The organism is Streptomyces sp. NRRL F-5727, from assembly GCF_000719555.1.
Lineage (GTDB): Bacteria > Actinomycetota > Actinomycetes > Streptomycetales > Streptomycetaceae > Streptomyces.
In genome coordinates this window covers 51,623-68,187 of the sequence record NZ_JOGX01000015.1, presented here as the reverse complement: position 1 = coordinate 68,187, position 16,565 = coordinate 51,623, and the positions used below count along the sequence as shown (strand labels likewise).

Annotated in this window: 12 protein-coding genes and 1 pseudogene; 9 read left to right on the top strand and 4 right to left on the bottom strand. The window is 72.7% G+C overall.

Annotated elements, in window-relative coordinates:
* Nucleotides 1–70 precede the first annotated feature (70 nt).
* The 3 genes from IF73_RS0113785 (at nt 71) to IF73_RS0113775 (ending at nt 5,698) form a co-directional block, all read left to right on the top strand.
* Entirely contained in the window at nt 71–1,876 is a 1,806-nt protein-coding gene (locus tag IF73_RS0113785; RefSeq protein ID WP_031007272.1) for an ABC-F family ATP-binding cassette domain-containing protein, read from the top strand.
* 112 nt (nt 1,877–1,988) lie between these two features.
* Complete coding sequence (locus tag IF73_RS0113780) at nt 1,989–3,860, top strand: PQQ-binding-like beta-propeller repeat protein (protein WP_031007269.1); 1,872 nt, start codon at nt 1,989–1,991, stop codon at nt 3,858–3,860.
* Entirely contained in the window at nt 3,857–5,698 is a 1,842-nt protein-coding gene (locus IF73_RS0113775; RefSeq protein ID WP_031007267.1) for a PQQ-binding-like beta-propeller repeat protein, read from the top strand. The genes IF73_RS0113780 and IF73_RS0113775 overlap by 4 nt, the downstream gene beginning before the upstream one ends.
* A gap of 69 nt (nt 5,699–5,767) precedes the next feature.
* Here the strand turns inward: IF73_RS0113775 and IF73_RS0113770 are convergent, their stop codons facing one another.
* Nucleotides 5,768–6,217, bottom strand: coding sequence for a hypothetical protein (locus IF73_RS0113770; RefSeq protein WP_031007265.1), 450 nt, complete (start codon nt 6,215–6,217; stop codon nt 5,768–5,770).
* A 150-nt stretch (nt 6,218–6,367) separates the two neighbouring features.
* Between IF73_RS0113770 and IF73_RS0113765 the strand changes: the two genes are divergently transcribed.
* The 5 genes from IF73_RS0113765 (at nt 6,368) to IF73_RS0113745 (ending at nt 11,413) form a co-directional block, all read left to right on the top strand.
* The gene (locus IF73_RS0113765; protein WP_031007263.1) at nt 6,368–7,051 is read left to right on the top strand and encodes a helix-turn-helix transcriptional regulator; all 684 of its coding nucleotides are present in this window, start codon (nt 6,368–6,370) and stop codon (nt 7,049–7,051) included.
* A 192-nt stretch (nt 7,052–7,243) separates the two neighbouring features.
* Nucleotides 7,244–8,287 carry a galactose-1-phosphate uridylyltransferase gene (gene galT, locus IF73_RS0113760; RefSeq protein ID WP_031007262.1) on the top strand — a complete coding sequence of 348 codons (1,044 nt, stop codon included), beginning with the start codon at nt 7,244–7,246 and terminating at the stop codon, nt 8,285–8,287.
* Nucleotides 8,284–9,261: a UDP-glucose 4-epimerase GalE gene (gene galE, locus IF73_RS0113755; RefSeq protein WP_031007260.1), complete on the top strand. Its 978-nt coding sequence runs from the start codon at nt 8,284–8,286 to the stop codon at nt 9,259–9,261. The genes galT and galE overlap by 4 nt, the downstream gene beginning before the upstream one ends.
* On the top strand, nt 9,258–10,406 hold the full coding sequence (gene galK, locus IF73_RS0113750; RefSeq protein ID WP_031007258.1) for a galactokinase: 1,149 nt from the start codon (nt 9,258–9,260) through the stop codon (nt 10,404–10,406). The genes galE and galK overlap by 4 nt, the downstream gene beginning before the upstream one ends.
* Before the next feature lie 233 nt (nt 10,407–10,639).
* Complete coding sequence (locus IF73_RS0113745) at nt 10,640–11,413, top strand: LuxR C-terminal-related transcriptional regulator (protein WP_199806643.1); 774 nt, start codon at nt 10,640–10,642, stop codon at nt 11,411–11,413.
* Here the strand turns inward: IF73_RS0113745 and IF73_RS0113740 are convergent.
* Nucleotides 11,372–11,869 carry a MarR family winged helix-turn-helix transcriptional regulator gene (locus IF73_RS0113740; RefSeq protein ID WP_030494707.1) on the bottom strand — a complete coding sequence of 166 codons (498 nt, stop codon included), beginning with the start codon at nt 11,867–11,869 and terminating at the stop codon, nt 11,372–11,374. The two genes, IF73_RS0113745 and IF73_RS0113740, sit on opposite strands and share 42 nt — an antisense overlap.
* Before the next feature lie 161 nt (nt 11,870–12,030).
* On the opposite strand from IF73_RS0113740, the gene IF73_RS0113735 reads away from it, so the two are divergent.
* Entirely contained in the window at nt 12,031–12,867 is an 837-nt protein-coding gene (locus tag IF73_RS0113735) for a trans-aconitate 2-methyltransferase (protein ID WP_031007253.1), read from the top strand.
* A 246-nt stretch (nt 12,868–13,113) separates the two neighbouring features.
* Here the strand turns inward: IF73_RS0113735 and IF73_RS42845 are convergent.
* Nucleotides 13,114–14,115: pseudogene (locus IF73_RS42845) on the bottom strand (FG-GAP repeat domain-containing protein); the annotation flags it as partial.
* A 733-nt stretch (nt 14,116–14,848) separates the two neighbouring features.
* Nucleotides 14,849–16,510: an FG-GAP repeat domain-containing protein gene (locus tag IF73_RS0113725; RefSeq protein WP_051716758.1), complete on the bottom strand. Its 1,662-nt coding sequence runs from the start codon at nt 16,508–16,510 to the stop codon at nt 14,849–14,851.
* Nucleotides 16,511–16,565 lie beyond the last annotated feature (55 nt).

Below are 16,565 nucleotides of genomic sequence, written 5' to 3'. Positions count from 1 at the left end.
GCGGCGGGCCGCCGACGGCCCCGGGGACGTACCCTGGTACGTCGATCGATCACCCCGCACTGGAGTCAACGTGGCCGTCAACCTCGTCAATGTCGAGAACGTCAGCAAGGTGTACGGCACCCGTGCCCTGCTCGACGGGGTCTCGCTCGGCGTGTCCGAGGGGGACCGGATCGGCGTCGTCGGGCGCAACGGCGACGGCAAGACCACCCTCATCCGGATGCTGGCGCGCCTGGAGGAGGCCGACACCGGCCGGGTCACGCACAGCGGCGGACTGCGGCTCGGGGTGCTCACCCAGCACGACTCGCTCGACCCGGCGGCCACCATCCGGCACGAGGTCATCGGCGTGATGGCCGACCACGAGTGGGCCGGCAGCGCCAAGATCCGCGACGTGCTCACCGGCCTCTTCGGCGGCCTGGACCTGCCCGGCTTCGAGAACGGCCTCGACACGGTCATCGGCCCGCTCTCCGGCGGCGAGCGCCGCCGCATCGCCCTCGCCAAGCTCCTCATCGAGGAGCAGGACCTGCTGGTCCTCGACGAGCCGACCAACCACCTCGACGTCGAGGGCATCGCCTGGCTCGCCGGCCACCTCCAGAACCGCCGCTCGGCGCTCGTCTGCGTCACCCACGACCGCTGGTTCCTCGACCAGGTCTGCACCCGCATGTGGGACGTGCAGCGCGGTGACGTGTACGAGTACGAGGGCGGCTACTCCGACTACGTCTTCGCCCGGGCCGAGCGGGAGCGGATCGCCGCCACCGAGGAGGTCAAGCGGCAGAACCTGGTCCGCAAGGAGCTGGCCTGGCTGCGCCGCGGCGCCCCCGCCCGCACCTCCAAGCCCCGCTTCCGCATCGAGGCCGCCAACGCGCTCATCGCGGACGTGCCGGAGCCCCGCGACTCCACCGAGCTGATGAAGTTCGCCAACGCGCGGCTCGGCAAGACCGTCTTCGACCTGGAGGACGTGACCGTCACCGCCGGTCCCAAGACGCTCCTCCAGCACCTCACCTGGCAGCTCGGCCCCGGCGACCGCGTCGGACTCGTCGGCGTCAACGGCGCGGGCAAGACCTCACTCCTGCGGGCACTGGCGGATGCCGCCGTCTCCCAGGGCGAGAAGCAGCCGCCGGCCGGCCGGATCGTCGTCGGCAAGACCGTGCGGCTCGCCTACCTCTCGCAGGACGTCACCGAACTCCCCGCCCAGCTGCGCGTCCTGGAGGCGGTGCAGCAGATCCGCGACCGGGTCGACCTCGGCAAGGGCCGCGAGATGTCCGCGGGGCAGCTCTGCGAGCAGTTCGGCTTCGGCAAGGAGAAGCAGTGGACGCCGGTCGGCGACCTCTCCGGCGGCGAGCGCCGCCGACTCCAGCTGCTGCGCCTGCTCATGGACGAGCCCAACGTCCTCTTCCTCGACGAGCCCACCAACGACCTCGACATCGAGACCCTGACCCAGCTGGAGGACCTCCTCGACGGCTGGCCCGGCTCCATGGTCGTCATCTCCCACGACCGCTTCTTCCTGGAGCGCACCACCGACCGCACCTTCGCCCTGCTCGGCGACCGGACCCTGCGGATGCTGCCGCGCGGCATCGACGAGTACCTGGAGCGGCGGCAGCGGATGATCGAGGCGGCCGCCCCGGCCCCCGCCGCGCCCGCGGCGCAGCCCGCCTCCGGCCTCTCCGCCGCGGACGCGCGCGCCGCGAAGAAGGAGCTGCAGAAGGTCGAGCGGCAGATCGACAAGCTCTCCGAGAAGGAGTCGAAGCTGCACGCGCAGATCGCCGAGAACGCGACGGATTTCGAGAAGGTCGCGAAGCTCGACGCCGAGTTGCGGGAAATCGCTGGAGAACGTGAAGAGTTGGAGATGCGCTGGCTCGAACTCGCCGAGAACGCATAACGAGGGCATCACGGACCGGTCCTCCCTTGGGCACAAGGGATGGACCGGTCGCTTTTGCGCCACCCCGTGAGTGGTAGAAAGAAAACCCGCTCACAGCAAGGGGGAAGCGCTGATGACCCAGCCGCCCAGCAACCAGCCGCCGGGGGGCTTCGGAGCGCCCCAGGACCCGAACCAGGGCGGCATGCCGCCCGTCCCGCCGCAGATGCCGGCCCAGCCGCCGCAGATGCCGCCGCAGGCCCCGGCCCAGCCGCCCGCCCAGCCCCCGCAGACGCCTCCGCAGGGCGCCCCGCAGGGCCAGCCGGGGTACGGGTATCCGCAGCAGGCGCCGCAGCCCGGGCCCTACGGCTACCCGCAGCAGCCGACGCAGCCCGCGGGCCCGTACGGCCAGCCGCAGCAGCAGCCGGGGCCGTACGGCCAGCAGCCCGGCCCGTACGGGCAGCAGGGCAACGCCTACGGGGGCTACCCGGGCCAGACCCAGCCGATGTACCCGGCCCCGCCCGCCCCGGCCGGCGGCTCCGGCGGCGGCCCGTTCAAGAACCGCACCGCGCTCGTCGCGGTCGTCGCGGCGGCCGTCGTCGCCGTTGCCGCGGTCACCACCTGGGCCGTCGTCGGCAAGGGCGACGACGAGCCGACCGTCGCCGAGCCGACCACCAGCGCGAGCACCGGCGCCACCATGGAGCCGAAGCCGACCGAGTCCGTCGACCAGGGCGACGGCTCCGGCGACGGCGACAAGGGCGGCGGCGAGGACGACCTCAACGCGGCCCGCCAGGAGGGCGAGGCGAAGGTCAACTTCCTCACCACCAACGACGTCGACCTGCCCCGCAACGGCTCCGAGGTCTTCGGCCCCTGGATCGTCGGCGACACCGTCGTCAAGGCCATGTACAAGGGCGTCGCCGGCTACAGCCTCGCCGACGGCAGCAAGAAGTGGTCGGTCGACGTGCCGTTCAAGCTGTGCGCCGCCCCGGCCCAGCCCGGCGCCAACGGCCTGATGGTCTTCGGGTACGAGGAGAGCGCCAAGGACGGCGCCAAGTGCACGATGCTCCAGCAGATCGACCTCAAGACGGGCAAGGCGGGCTGGAAGAAGGCCGTCCCGAAGCCGACCGGCCTCTTCGCCTTCTCCGACAACACCCTCGCCATCGGCGGCAACACGGTGACCGCGGCCGGCAGCAGCAGCGCCTACGGCTTCTCCCTCACCGACGGCAAGCAGGTCTTCACCGGCCCCACCGGCGACTGCAAGCCGTACGCCTACGCCGGCGACGCCACCAGGCTGATCGCGGCCAACCAGTGCCGCACCGCCGACGTGAGCAAGGAACAGCACACGGTCAGCGAGGTCGACCCCCGCACGGGCAAGCCCAAGTGGACCTACAGGCTGGCCGCCACCTGGGAGGTCGACAAGGTCTACTCGGTGAACCCGCTGGTCGTCTCCGCCTTCCAGCGCGAGCAGAAGAAGTGGTCGATCGTCGCGCTCAACCCGAACGGCACCGTCCGCTCCCAGATCCAGGGCGGCGGCAAGGACAAGTTCGCGCCGCGCTGCGGCGGCGGCCTGGTCATCTTCGGCCGTAACCTCCAGGGCTGCACCGGCGTCGCCGCCGCCGGCGACACCTTCTACATGGCGACCGACACCTCCTACGGCACCGCCAACGAGGTCGTCGCCTTCGACCTCAAGACCGGCAAGCCCAAGTGGCGTTCGAAGGCGCCCGAGGAGCAGCAGATGACGCCGCTGCGCATGGAGGGCGGCGAGGTGCTGGTCTACGTCGCGCCCAAGTACGACAAGGGCGGCGCGGTCGCGACGATCGCCCCGACCGGCGGCGCGCCGAAGATCCTCCTCAAGCACCCCGTCTCGGTCGCGCAGATCGAGAGCGGTTTCTTCAGCGCGGGCTACGCCTACGGAAACGGCACGTTCGTGGTGGCGGCGGGTCGCGTCTCGGCGACCAACGACGCCGAGGAGAAGGAGACCAAGACGATGATGGGCTTCAGCAAGTGACCCAGCCGCCCCCGCCGCCGAACCAGCCCCCGGGCGGTTTCCCGCCGCCGAACCAGCCCCCGAACCAGCCCCCCGGCGGCTACCCGCCGCCGGCGGGCGGCTTCGGCGCGCCGACGCCCCCGCCCCCGCCGCAGGGCCAGCCGGGGTACGGGTACCCGGGGGGACAGGCGCCGCAGCCGGGTTACGGCTACCCCGGGCAGCCGTCGCAGCAGCCCCAGCAGCCCCAGCAGCCGTATCAGCAGCCGGTGCCGCCGCCGTACGGCTACCCGAACCAGCAGCAGCCCCAGCAGCCGTACGGCTACCCGACCGCGCCCCAGCAGCACGTCCCGGCTCCCGGGCCGGGCGGCGGCGGGAGGAAGCTGTCGGCGCAGGCGCAGATCGTCATCGCGGCGGTCGTGGCCGTCGCGCTGATCGTCGGCGGCGGCATCTGGTACGCCAACTCCGGCTCGGACACGTCCACGGACGCCAAGCCCACGGGCGGCACGACCCAGGCCCCGAACGGGGGTGGCGACGGCGGCGGTTCCGGCGGTGGCGCCGGCAACGGCCTCGGCGGCAACGGCAAGGAGAAGCCGGGCGAGAAGACGAACGCCCGGCTCGCCTTCCGCGTCGACGTGCCGAAGGTGCCCGACACGACGCCCGTCGACGGCTCCTGGATCACCGACAAGACCTTCGTGAAGACGGGCATCAACTCGGTCGTCGGCTACGACATCGACAAGGGCACGGTCTCCTGGACCATCCCGCTGGCCGGCCAGGTCTGTGGTGCGTCCCGGCACAAGACCGAGGACAACAAGGTGCCGGTGCTCTTCGAGGAGAAGAAGCGCGTCGCGCCCCGCTACTACCAGAGCTGCAACCAGGTCGGCATGCTCGACCTGAACACCGGCAAGCTGCTCTGGTCCGCCTCCGTCAGCGGCGGCGGCGACGAGAAGGCCCGCTTCAGCGAGGTGACGCTCGGCGCCGGCACCGTCGCGGCCGGCGGCACCGACGGCGGCGCGGCCTTCGACGCGGCCACCGGCAAGGTGCTCTGGAAGCCGCAGTCCAACGACCAGAACTGCTACGACATGGGGTACGGCGGCGGCGCCGGCCTCATCGCGGTCCGCAAGTGCGGCAAGTACGGCGCGCAGACCGTCCTCGTCCAGAACCTGGACCCGAAGTCGGGCAAGCCGCTCTCGCAGTTCAAGATGCCCCAGGGCGTCGAGTACGCCTCGGTCGTGTCGTCCAAGCCGCTGGTGGTCGCGGCCAACGTCGGCGACGCCGCCGACGACGGCAGCAGCATCTCGGACTTCTTCTCCATCGACGAGAAGACCGGCAAGCTGCGGACCAAGATCACGGCCAACGCGGACCGCTACGCGGCCGAGTGCGGCTCCACCTCGGTCGAGGAGTGCTCGCAGGCCCTCGTCGGCGACGACCGGCTCTACCTGCCGACCGAGGAGCACGAGGGCTCGACCGGCGAGTACGGCGACGAGACCAACGAGATCGTCGCCTTCAGCCTCGCCGACGGCAAGATGGCGCCGGAGAAGGCCGACGCGGGCGACGGCTACGTGCTGATGCCGCTGCGCATGGACGGCGGCGACCTCATCGCGTACAAGGTCCCCCCGCACGACAAGGGCGGGCAGCTCGTCTCCGTCCACGCGGGCACGATGAAGTCGACGCTGCTCCTGGAGAACCCCTCGGACGAGGGGAGCCGGGACATCGAGACCAGCTTCTCGATCACCGGCGCCGAACTCCTCTACAGCGACGGCCGGTTCTTCATCTCCGGCACCTACGCCAACAAGCCGAGGGAGTCCGGCTCGACCCTCGACAAGAAGTACCTCGCGGTCTCGTTCAGCACCAGGGGCTGACGTCCGCGACCACGACGAGAAGGGCCTCCCCGGAGCACCGGGGAGGCCCTTCTCGTCTGCGCGCGGCGATCAGGTGCCAGAGACGCTGGAGTCGTCGATCGGGTTGTACGTGGTCGCCGTCTTGCGGCAGTCGGAGAAGGCGCCGCTCTTGTACTTGCAGACCTCGACCCAGGCGGCCTTCGGGCTGTAGCCGGTGATGGCGTACGTGGTGACGTTGACGCCGGTGCCGGCGCCGCTGGTCAGGTAGCGGTAGCCCCAGTAGCGGTAGCCCTGGTCGTCGGAGAGCGTGACCAGGCGGAAGGCGACGGCGTAGCCGTCCGGGTTGGTGTCCTGGACGGACATCATGACCGGGTCGAGGCGGTCGGCGCGCCACGTCCAGCCGGCGACGACCTTGGCGTAGGTCGTCGTCAGGTACACCTCGCTGTTGGGCGTGACGGCCTGGGCGCTGCCGGCCGTGGCGGGGATCGCGAGGGCGGCCGCGGCGGCGGCCAGGGCGACGGTGCGACGTCGCATGCGCATGTGTGTTCCTTTCGGCGCTTGTGAGGTGATCATGCCAGACATCCCCCTTTCGGGGCGCGGAGGTTGACGGACCGTGAGGCGGGGGAGCGTGTAGCTTGCCGGGTCAGAGGTGCCGGGGTGCGGCACGCCCGGGGGATGGGGGATGACGGGATGGGCGTTCGGCTCGTGGTCGTGGACGACCACCGCCTGCTCGCGGAGGCGCTCGCCTCGGCACTGAAGCTGCGCGGGCACCGGGTGCTCGCGGCGGCCGCGCCGGCGGCCGGGGCGGCGGAGGTCGTGGTCGGCCGGGCGCCGGAGGTCTGCCTCTTCGGCACGGCCGCGCCGGCCGCGCCCGGGGCGTTCGACCCGGTCGCGCGGATCAAGCGGGAGCGCCCGCAGGTGGCCGTGGTGGTGCTGGGCCCGGTGCCGTCGCCGCGCGGGATCGCGGCGGCCTTCGCGGCCGGGGCCTCCGGGTACGTCCGGCACGACGAGCGGATCGAGGGCGTTGAGCGGGCGCTGCTGAAGGCGCGGGCGGGGGAGGCGGCGGTGGCGCCGCAGCTGCTCGCGGGGGCCTTCGCGGAGCTGCTGAACCCGGCGGCGCAGCCGGACGACGAGGCGCAGCGGCTGCTGCGGCTGCTGACCACCCGGGAGGTGGAGGTCCTGGTGCGGGTCGCGGAGGGGGAGGACACCCGGCTGATCGCGGCGGGGATGGGGATCGCGCCGAGCACGGCGCGGACGCACGTCCAGCGGGTGCTGATGAAGCTCGGGGTGGGCTCGCGTCTGGAGGCGGCGGCGCTGGCGGCCCGCACAGGGCTCCTGGAGCGGGCGGTACCGGCTCAGCGCCGACCGCACTGAGTCCGACCGCACTGAGTCCGACCGCACTGAGTCCGACTGAGTCCGGTCGCGCTGAGTCCGGTCGCGTCGAGTCCGGTCGCGTCCGGTTCCGGGGGACGGCGGGGGTGGTGGTGGGGCCTCGCCATTGACTCTGATGTTCGGTTGTGATTCTTTGTGCGTGGTTCTGTTTGTTCGCGCCCGGAGGGCACCCCCGTGAAGAAGACCGTCACCACGCTCGCCGACGGGCGCGAGCTGATCTACTACGACAGCCGGGACGACGCCGTCCGCGCCGCCGTCGACCCCCGCCCGCTCGCCCCCGTCACCTCCCGCTCGGAGATCCGGTACGACGAGCTGACCGGCGACCACGTCGCCGTCGCCTCCCACCGGCAGAGCCGCACCTACCTCCCGCCGGCCGACGCCTGCCCGCTCTGCCCGGCCCGCGACGGACGCGAGAGCGAGATCCCCGAGGAGAGCTACGAGGTCGCGGTCTTCGAGAACCGCTTCCCCTCCCTCTCCGGCGGCGTCGGCCGCTGCGAGGTCGTCTGCTTCACCGACGACCACACCGCCTCCTTCGCCGACCTCGACGAGGAGCGGGTCCGCCTCGTCCTCGACGCCTGGACCGACCGCACCGCCGAACTCTCCGCCCTCCCCGGCGTCGAACAGGTCTACTGCTTCGAGAACCGCGGCCGGGAGATCGGCGTCACCCTGCCCCACGCGCACGGCCAGATCTACGCCTTCCCCTACGTCACCCCCCGCACCGCCCTGACCCGCCGCCGCCTCGACGAGCACCGCAGGGAGACCGGCCGGAACCTCTTCGACGACCTCGTCGCCCGCGAGCGCGCCGACGCCGAACGGGTGGTCCTGGAGACCGAGCACTGGATCGCCTTCGTCCCGTACGCCGCCAAGTGGCCGTACGAGGTCCACCTCCACCCCACCCGGCGCGTCCCCGACCTGCTCGCCCTCGACGAGGCCGCGCGGACGGACTTCGCACAGGTCTATCTGGAACTCTTGAGGCGCTTCGACCGGATCTTCGGCCCGGCGGAGCCGCCCACGCCCTACATCGCCGCCTGGCACCAGGCGCCGTTCACGGACGAGCGGCGGGAGGACTTCGGACTGCACCTGGAGCTGTTCACCGTCCGGCGCGCCTCCGGCAAGCTGAAGTTCCTCGCGGGCACCGAGTCCGGCATGGGCGCGTTCATGAACGACATCCGGCCGGAGGACGCGGCCCGGCGCATCCGAGAGGTGGCAAGCGCATGACGAAGCCCGAGAAGTACCTGGTCACCGGCGGGGCCGGCTACGTGGGCAGCGTGGTCGCCGCCCACCTCCTGGAGCGGGGCCACCACGTCACCGTCCTCGACGACCTCTCCACCGGCTTCCGGGAAGGCGTCCCGGCCGGCGCCGAGTTCGTCGAGGGCCGGATCCAGGACGCCGCCCGGTGGCTCGACGGCTCCTACGACGGCGTCCTGCACTTCGCCGCCTTCTCGCAGGTCGGCGAGTCCGTGGGCAAGCCGGAGAAGTACTGGGAGAACAACGTCGGCGGCACCATGGCGCTGCTCGCCGCGATGCGCACCGCCGGCGTCCGCAAGCTGGTCTTCTCCTCCACCGCCGCCACCTACGGCGAGCCGGCGACCGTGCCGATCACCGAGACCGCGCCGACCGCCCCCACCAGCCCGTACGGGGCGAGCAAGCTGGCCGTCGACCACATGATCACCGGCGAGTGCGCCGCCCACGGCCTCGCCGCCGTCTCGCTGCGCTACTTCAACGTCGCCGGTGCGTACGGTGCGCTGGGCGAGCGCCACGAGCCCGAGTCCCACCTCATCCCGCTCGTCCTCCAGGTCGCCCTCGGCCGCCGCGAGGCGATCTCCGTCTACGGCGACGACTACCCGACCCCCGACGGCACCTGCGTCCGCGACTACATCCACGTCGCCGACCTCGCCGAGGCCCACCTGCTGGCCCTGGACGCGATGACCGCGGGCGACCACCTGATCTGCAACCTCGGCAACGGCAACGGCTTCTCCGTCCGCGAGGTGATCGAGACCGTCCGCGAGGTCACCGGCCACCCGGTCCCGGAGGTCACGGCTCCGCGCCGCCCCGGCGACCCCGCCGTCCTGGTCGCCTCCGCCGAGGCCGCCCGCGACCGGCTCGGCTGGACGCCGTCCCGCCCGGACCTCGCCGAGGTCGTCGCCGACGCCTGGGCCTTCGCCCGCCACCGCCAGGAGGAGAACGCATGAGCGCCGCCGCCGACTTCGAGGCGCTGTACGGCGCCCGCCCCGACGGCGTCTGGGCCGCCCCCGGGCGGGTCAACCTCATCGGGGAGTACACCGACTTCAACGACGGCTTCGTGCTGCCGCTCGCCCTGCCGCACACCACCGTCGCCGCCGTCTCCCGCCGCGACGACGGCGTCCTGCGGCTGCACTCCGGGTCCGCCGACTTCGGGACCGGCGGCATCGTCCAGCTCGACGTCGACTCCCTGGAACCCCTCTCCGGCGGCGGCTGGGCCGCCTACCCGGCCGGGGTCGTCTGGGCGCTGCGGGCGGCCGGGCACCCGGTGACCGGCGCCGACGTCCACCTCACGTCCACCGTGCCGACCGGCGCCGGGCTCTCCTCCTCGGCCGCCCTGGAGGTCGTCACCGCCCTCGCCCTGAACGACCTCTTCGACCTGGGGCTCGGCCGCCCCGAGCTGGCCCGGCTCGCCCAGCGCGCCGAGAACGCCTTCGTCGGCGTGCCGTGCGGCGTCATGGACCAGATGGCCTCCGCCTGCGCCGAGGAGGGCCACGCCCTCCACCTGGACACCCGGGACCTGTCCTACCGGCAGGTGCCCTTCGACCTCGCCGCCGAGGGGCTCGCGCTGCTCGTCGTCGACACCCGGGTGAAGCACGCGCTCGGGGACGGCGCGTACGCCGAGCGGCGCGCCGGTTGTGAAGCGGGCGCGCGGGCGCTCGGGGTGCGCACCCTGCGCGAGGTGGACGCCGCGCATCTGCCCGCCGCGCTCGACCGGCTGGGCGACGAGACGATTCTGCGGTACGTCCGGCACGTGGTCTCGGACAACGACCGGGTGGCCCGGGTGATCGCCCTGCTCGACACCGGCGCGACCCGCGCGGTCGGCCCGGTCCTCACCGAGGGCCACGCCTCGCTCCGGGACGATCTGCGGGTCTCCTGCCCCGAGCTGGACCTGGTCGTCGAGGCGGCGAACGCGGCCGGTGCGCTGGGCGCCCGGATGACCGGCGGCGGCTTCGGCGGTTCGGCCGTGGTCCTGGTCGAGGCGGACCGGGCGGAGGAGATCGGCGCGGCGGTCCGGAAGGCGTTCGCCGACGCCGGGTACGCGGAGCCGGGGATCTTCCCGGCCGTCCCCTCGGCGGGCGCCCGCCGCCTCTGAGCCGCCGTCAGCTCACACGGACGGACGACTTCGGACACTTCCGCCAATCGGCCCCCACGGTGCCGCCCCGCCCCTACTCTGTGGGGCAGCACCGGTGGGGGCCGGTGCCGTTCAGGGGAGCGAGACCCGTCGGGTACGGCGCCGGGAGCGGGGTAGCAGTCTGGGCACGGCGGCGGCCGCGCACCCGACGGACCCGCCCCCGGCGTCGTACCGCGCCGGTCTCTCCTCGACACTTGGGGGTGTCCGTGGCACGAATCCGGGTCCTGGTGGTGGACGACCACCGCGTCTTCGCCGAGTCGCTGGCCGCCGCGCTCGCGGCCGAGCCGGACGTCGACGTCGCCGCGGCGGGCAGCGGTCCCGCCGCCCTGCGCTGTCTGGACCGGGGGGTCGCGGAGGGACGCCGCTTCGACGTGCTGCTCGTCGACGCCGACCTGGGCGCGGCGCCCGCGGCCGTACCCGCGGCGCCGGAGGGGGAGCCCGCCGGGGACGGGATCGCGCTGGTCGCCGGGGTGCGGAAGGCCCAGCCCGCGGTCCGCGCGGTGGTGCTCGCCGAGCGGGACGATCCCCGCAGGGCCGCGCTCGCGCTCCAGGCCGGGGCCTCCGGCTGGGTGGCGAAGGACTGCTCGCTCCAGCGGCTGCTCGCCGTGGTCCGCGGGGTGCTGCGGGACGAGACGCACCTTCCGCCGGCGCTGCTCACGGGGGTGCTGCGGGAGCTGACGGCGGCCCGGAAGCACCGTACGGAGAGCGAGCGCCTGGTGGAGTCGCTGACCCCGCGCGAGCGGGAGGTGCTGCGCTGCATGGTGGCGGGGCTCGGCCGGAAGGCGGTGGCGGAGCGGCTCTTCCTCTCCCCGCACACGGTCCGTACGCACATGCAGAACGTGCTGGGGAAGCTGGGTGTCCACTCGACGCTGGCGGCGGTCGCCCTGGCCCGGCGGGCGGGCGTCGGCCCGGCGCCGCTGCCGCGGCTAGCCGGGGACGTTGTCGAACGGGGCGGTCAGCCGGCGTAGCAGGGCGGCCAGTTCGGCCCGCTGCGGGCGGCTGAGCTGGGCGAGGATGGCCCGCTCCTGCGCGAGCAGCCCGGCCAGCGCCTCGTCGGCGCGGTCGCGCCCCTCGGGGGTGAGCCGGACCAGCACCCCGCGCCGGTCGCTGGGGTCGGGCAGCCGCTCGACCAGGCCCTTCTTGGTGAGCCGGTCGATGCGGTTGGTCATGGTGCCGGAGGTGACCAGGGTCTGGGTGAGGAGCTGGCCGGGGGAGAGCTGGTACGGGGCTCCGGCGCGGCGCAGCGAGGTGAGGACGTCGAACTCCCAGGGCTCCAGCTGGTGCTCCGAGAAGGCGAGGCGGCGGGCGCGGTCGAGGTGCCGGGCCAGCCGGGAGACGCGGCTGAGGACCTCCAACGGTTCCACGTCGAGGTCCGGGCGCTCTCGGCGCCATGCAGCGACCAGCCGGTCGACCTCGTCCTCCATGTGATCAGTGTAGTGGGTCTGTTGACATAAAGTCTCTTGTATTCGAGTTTCTCGATGTCATGAATCTTGACGTCGAGATATAGTTCCCGCAACTATGGGGAAGAGACCCGGCCGGAACCGGTTCCGTTTGGCCGACTCTCGCCTGCAAGGGGGCTTCGAACATGCATTCCGTCGACTCCGTCGTCGCACCGGTGTGGGACCCGCGGCAGTACCTCCGCCACTCCGCGCACCGCACCCGCCCCTTCCTCGACCTCCTCCACCGAATACCCCCGCTCCCCGGCCACGGCCGCCCCGCCCGCATCGCCGACCTCGGCTGCGGCCCCGGCAACGTCACGGCCCTCCTCGCCGACCGCTGGTCCGACGCCCACATCACCGGTTTCGACCTCTCGCCCGAGATGCTCGAACAGGCCGAGAAGGACTGGGCCGGCACCACCTCCGGCGGCGGCTGGCTCGACTTCCGCCCCGCCGACGCCGCCCACTGGACCCCCACCGAGCCCTACGACCTGATCGTCTCCAACGCGGCCCTCCAGTGGGTCCCCAACCACCCCGAGTCCTTCGCCGCCTGGATCGACGGCCTCCGCCCCGGCGGCACCCTCGCCTTCCAGGTCCCCGCCAACTTCACCTCCCCCAGCCACGCCCTCCTCGGCGAGCTCTGCGCCCGCCCCGAGTGGCGCGCACGCCTCCACGACCAGGGCCGCCGCTTCGTCCACATCCTCGAACCCGCCGACTACCTGGCCCGCCTCACCGCCCTCGGCTGCGAGACCGACGTCTGGGAGACCGTCTACTGCCAGCTCCTCCAGGGCGAGGACGCCGTCCTCGACTGGGTCAAGGGCACCGCCCTCCGCCCGGTCCTCACCACCCTCGCCGACGACCCCGACGCGACCGAAGCCTTCCTCGCCCAGTACCGCGCCCTCCTCCGCGACGCCTACCCCCAGGGCCCCGACGGCACGGTCTTCCCCTTCCGCCGCGTCTTCGCGGTGGCCCGCAAGCCGGGGTGACCGGCCGGGCCGGAAAAGCGGCCGCCCCGCACCGGAGGGATCCGGTGCGGGGCGGCCGTCGGCTGCCGTGAGGCGTCAGGAGAAGGTGTTGTAGATCTGGTAGCCGCCGCCGAGCCGGGCGCGGGCGGAGAACTTGTTCGGGCTGGTGCCCAGGTAGCGGTACAGGTCGCCGTTGGTGGCGACGCCGAGCAGGTCGGCCTTGCCGTCGGCGTTGAGGTCGCCGGGGGCGGCCAGGTGCTTGTAGGTGTTCCAGCCGCCACCGATGTGGATGCGCGTCTTGAACGGGATGGTGCCGTTGCCGGTGCCCGTGTAGAGGTACAGGTCGCCGCCGGTGGTGCGGGCCAGCAGGTCGTTGCGGCCGTCACCGGTGTAGTCGCCGGCGCCGAGGATCTTGTTGTACGCGCCCCAGCCGTTGCCGACGTTGATCCGCGAGGCGAAGGCGGTGCCCTTGCCGTTGCCCTTGTAGAGGTACAGGACGCCGTTCTTGTCGCGGGCCAGCAGGTCGGCCTTGCCGTCGCCGCTCAGGTCGCCGGCACCGACGAGGGTGTTGTAGATGCCCCAGCCGGAGCCGATGATCTCGCCCTCGATGGACAGCTCGCCGTCGAACACCACGGCGACGTCGGACGACGCGTCCGGGTTCATCGAGGACAGGTGCGTGTAGTTGATGCCCTGGAACAGACCCGGGGACTCGAAGATGTCCTCGCGCGGGTAGAGGCCGCCCTTGGTGTTGTTGGTGTACCACCACAGCGTGCCGGCCGAGTCGCGCCCGAAGACGCCCTCCTTGCCGGTGTACGGGTTGCTGCCGGAGCCCGCGAACTGCGCGATGCCCTGGAAGTCGCCCGCGCCGCCGTACATCTGGCGGCCGGCGAGGGTGCCGTCGCCGTTCGGCGCGTAGAAGTACATCGTGCCGTTGTTGTCGCGGGCGAAGAGGCTGCCCTCGCCGGCGGGCAGGATCTGGTTGTACGTGTTCCAGCCGGTGCCGATGGCCTTGCGGGTGGCGAACGGCCTGCTGTTGACGCCGGTGCCGGCGTAGAACCACAGGGTGCCGGTGTAGTCGCGGGCGTAGAGGTCGCCGCGGCCGTCGCCGTTGCCGTCGCCGAGGCCGGCCACCTGGTCGTAGATGTGCCAGCCCGGGCCCACGGAGATCCGGCTGCCGAGCGGCTTGGCCAGGTCACCGGTCGCCAGGTACAGGTACACGTTGCCGGTGGTGTCGCGGGCGAGCACGTCGGCGCGGCCGTCGCCGTTCATGTCACCGGGCGACGTGATCTTGTTGTAGACCTGCCAGCCGCCGCCGACCCGGTAGGTGTACGGGGTGCCGGACGGGTCGACGTCCTGGTACAGCGTGAGCGTGCCGTCCTCGGAGAGGACGAGCACCTCGGGCTCCTCGGTGTAACCGCCCTGCTGGCCGATCGGGACGATCTCCTTGGCGACACCCTCCTCGTAGCGGTGCAGCTCGAACGTCTCCTCGCCGGGGACGTCCGTGTACAGGTCGCCGTCGATCCCGCGGAAGATGAGGTCGTCGATGCCGTCCAGGTTCAGGTCCGACAGCAGCGGGGAGGCGGCCTCGGCGGCGGCGGCACCGGCACGGGCGCCGTCCTGGCCGGGGCGCGGCAGCTGCTTCGGCGGGGTGAAGGACGGAAGCCGCTTCTCGACCGACGGGCTCGGCGCCGGGGTGTCGGCCGAGGCCGGCGTCGACAGGAGCATGCCGGCGGAGAGGGCGAGAGCGGTGCACGCGGCGATGCGGCGGCCACGCCCGGAGAACACGGAGCGCAAAAGATCCCCCCCTGGGGAACGAAGAGAAATGGGTATCCGGACGGGTTCGCGACGCCTGCGCGCGCGTACTCGCGTGCGCGGGGCGAACATCCACCCGAATATGAGCGTGAGTGTAACGCGCCCCACCGACACCGAGGCGAACGGATAAAGAACGGGGCGCCCCGCACCGGGAAACCGGCACGGGGCACCCCGCCGGGGCCCCAAGGCGTCAGCCCATGAGGTTGTAGACCTGGAAGCCGGTACCGAGCTGGGCGCGCGGCGCGAACCTGCCCGGCGCGGTGTTCGTGTAGCGGTACAGCGTGCCGCCGGACGTCGCCGCCAGCAGGTCCGCCTTGCCGTCGGCGTTCAGGTCGCCGGCCGCCACCAGGTGCTTGTAGCCGCCCCAGCCGCCGCCGATCCTCACCCGGCCCTTGAAGGGCGACGTCGGGTTGCCCGTACCGGCGTACAGGTACAGGTCGCCGGCCTTGGAGCGGGCCAGCAGGTCCGTGCGGCCGTCGCCGGTGTAGTCGCCGGCGCCGAGGAGCTTGTTGTACGCGCTCCACCCGTCGCCGACCCGGATCCGGGACGAGAACGCGCTGCCGAGGCCGTTGCCCTTGTACAGCCACAGGACGCCGGAGCCGTCGCGGGCCAGCAGGTCGCCCCTGCCGTCGCCGCTCACGTCGCCCGGGCCGACCAACGTGTTGTACGCGCCCCAGCCCCAGCCGATGAACGTGTTGTCGACGTACAGGCCGCCCTGGTACACCTCGGCGAAGTCGGACGCGGCGTCCGGGTCCAGCGACGAGAGGTGGGTGAGGGCGGCGCCCGCCCAGCCGCCCACGGAGCCGTACTGCTGCCGCGGGAACAGGACGCCGCGCGTCGTGTTCGTGTACCAGTACAGCGTCCCGCCGTTCGAGCGGGCGATGATGCCCTCCTTGCCCGTCGTCGGGATGCTGCCGGCGTTCGCGAACTGCGCCACGCCGGACCAGCCGCCCGTGTCGCTGGACTTCACCCGGGGCGAGAGGACGCCGCCGCCCCGGGGGTTGTACGTGTACACCGTGCCGGCGTTGTCCCGGGCGCCCAGCCGGCCGTTGCCCGCGGGGACCAACTGGTTGTAGACGCCCCAGCCCTGGCCGATGTACCGGCGGGTCGAGAACGGGTGGCTCAGGTCGCCGGTGCCGGCGTAGAACCACAGCCGGCCGGTGAAGTCGCGGGCGTAGACGTCGGCGACGCCGTCCCCCGTGTTGTCCCCGACACCGACCACCTGGTCGTAGCCGCCCCAGCCGCCGCCGATCCGCTTCCGGGTGGACAGCGGGCCGGTCCGGTGGCCGGTGCCCAGGTACAGGTACAGCTCACCCGCGTGCGTCCGGGCGAGGACGTCCGCGCGGCCGTCGCCGTTCACGTCTCCCGGCGAGACGACCTTGTTGTAGACCTGCCAGCCGGTGCCGACCCTGGTCTCGGAGTACGAGCCGTAGTAGGCCGCGTCCTCGTACATCATCATCGTGCCGTTCTCGGAGAGGACGAGCACCTCCGGACCGGTCCCGCCGTACTGGTTGCCGACCGGGACCAGGTCCTTGGCGACCTCCGCGCCGCGGCCCCCCAGCTGGAACTCGCCGTCGTGTCCGTGGTCCAGCGTCGTCGCCGCGTAGACCTTGCCGTTGATCGAACGCAGGACCGTGTCCTCGTAGCCGTCGCCGTCGACGTCCGACAGCAGCGGGTCGATCGCGGTGGCCGCGGCGGCGCCCGCGCGGCCCTCGGCCGCGGGCAGCAGCGCCCGCTTCGGCAGCTCGGACGGGACGGCCGGCTTCTCGGCCGACGGACGCGGCGCCGGCGAGTCGGCCGACGCGGGGCCCGCCAGCAGCATGCCGGCGGAGAGGGCGAGCGCGGTGCACACGGCGACACGGCGGGCGCGCCCGGAGAAAGCGGTACGCAAAGTGATCCCCCCCTGG

Bases quoted from the DNA above. Each gene is read 5' to 3' on its own strand.
- IF73_RS0113740 (WP_030494707.1), bottom strand. From the start codon at position 11,869: ATGGAGGACGAGGTCGACCGGCTGGTCGCTGCATGGCGCCGAGAGCGC.
- galK (WP_031007258.1), top strand. From the start codon at position 9,258: ATGAGCGCCGCCGCCGACTTCGAGGCGCTGTACGGCGCCCGCCCCGAC.
- IF73_RS0113735 (WP_031007253.1), top strand. From the start codon at position 12,031: ATGCATTCCGTCGACTCCGTCGTCGCACCGGTGTGGGACCCGCGGCAG.
- IF73_RS0113765 (WP_031007263.1), top strand. From the start codon at position 6,368: ATGGGCGTTCGGCTCGTGGTCGTGGACGACCACCGCCTGCTCGCGGAG.
- IF73_RS0113770 (WP_031007265.1), bottom strand. From the start codon at position 6,217: ATGCGCATGCGACGTCGCACCGTCGCCCTGGCCGCCGCCGCGGCCGCC.
- IF73_RS0113780 (WP_031007269.1), top strand. From the start codon at position 1,989: ATGACCCAGCCGCCCAGCAACCAGCCGCCGGGGGGCTTCGGAGCGCCC.
- galE (WP_031007260.1), top strand. From the start codon at position 8,284: ATGACGAAGCCCGAGAAGTACCTGGTCACCGGCGGGGCCGGCTACGTG.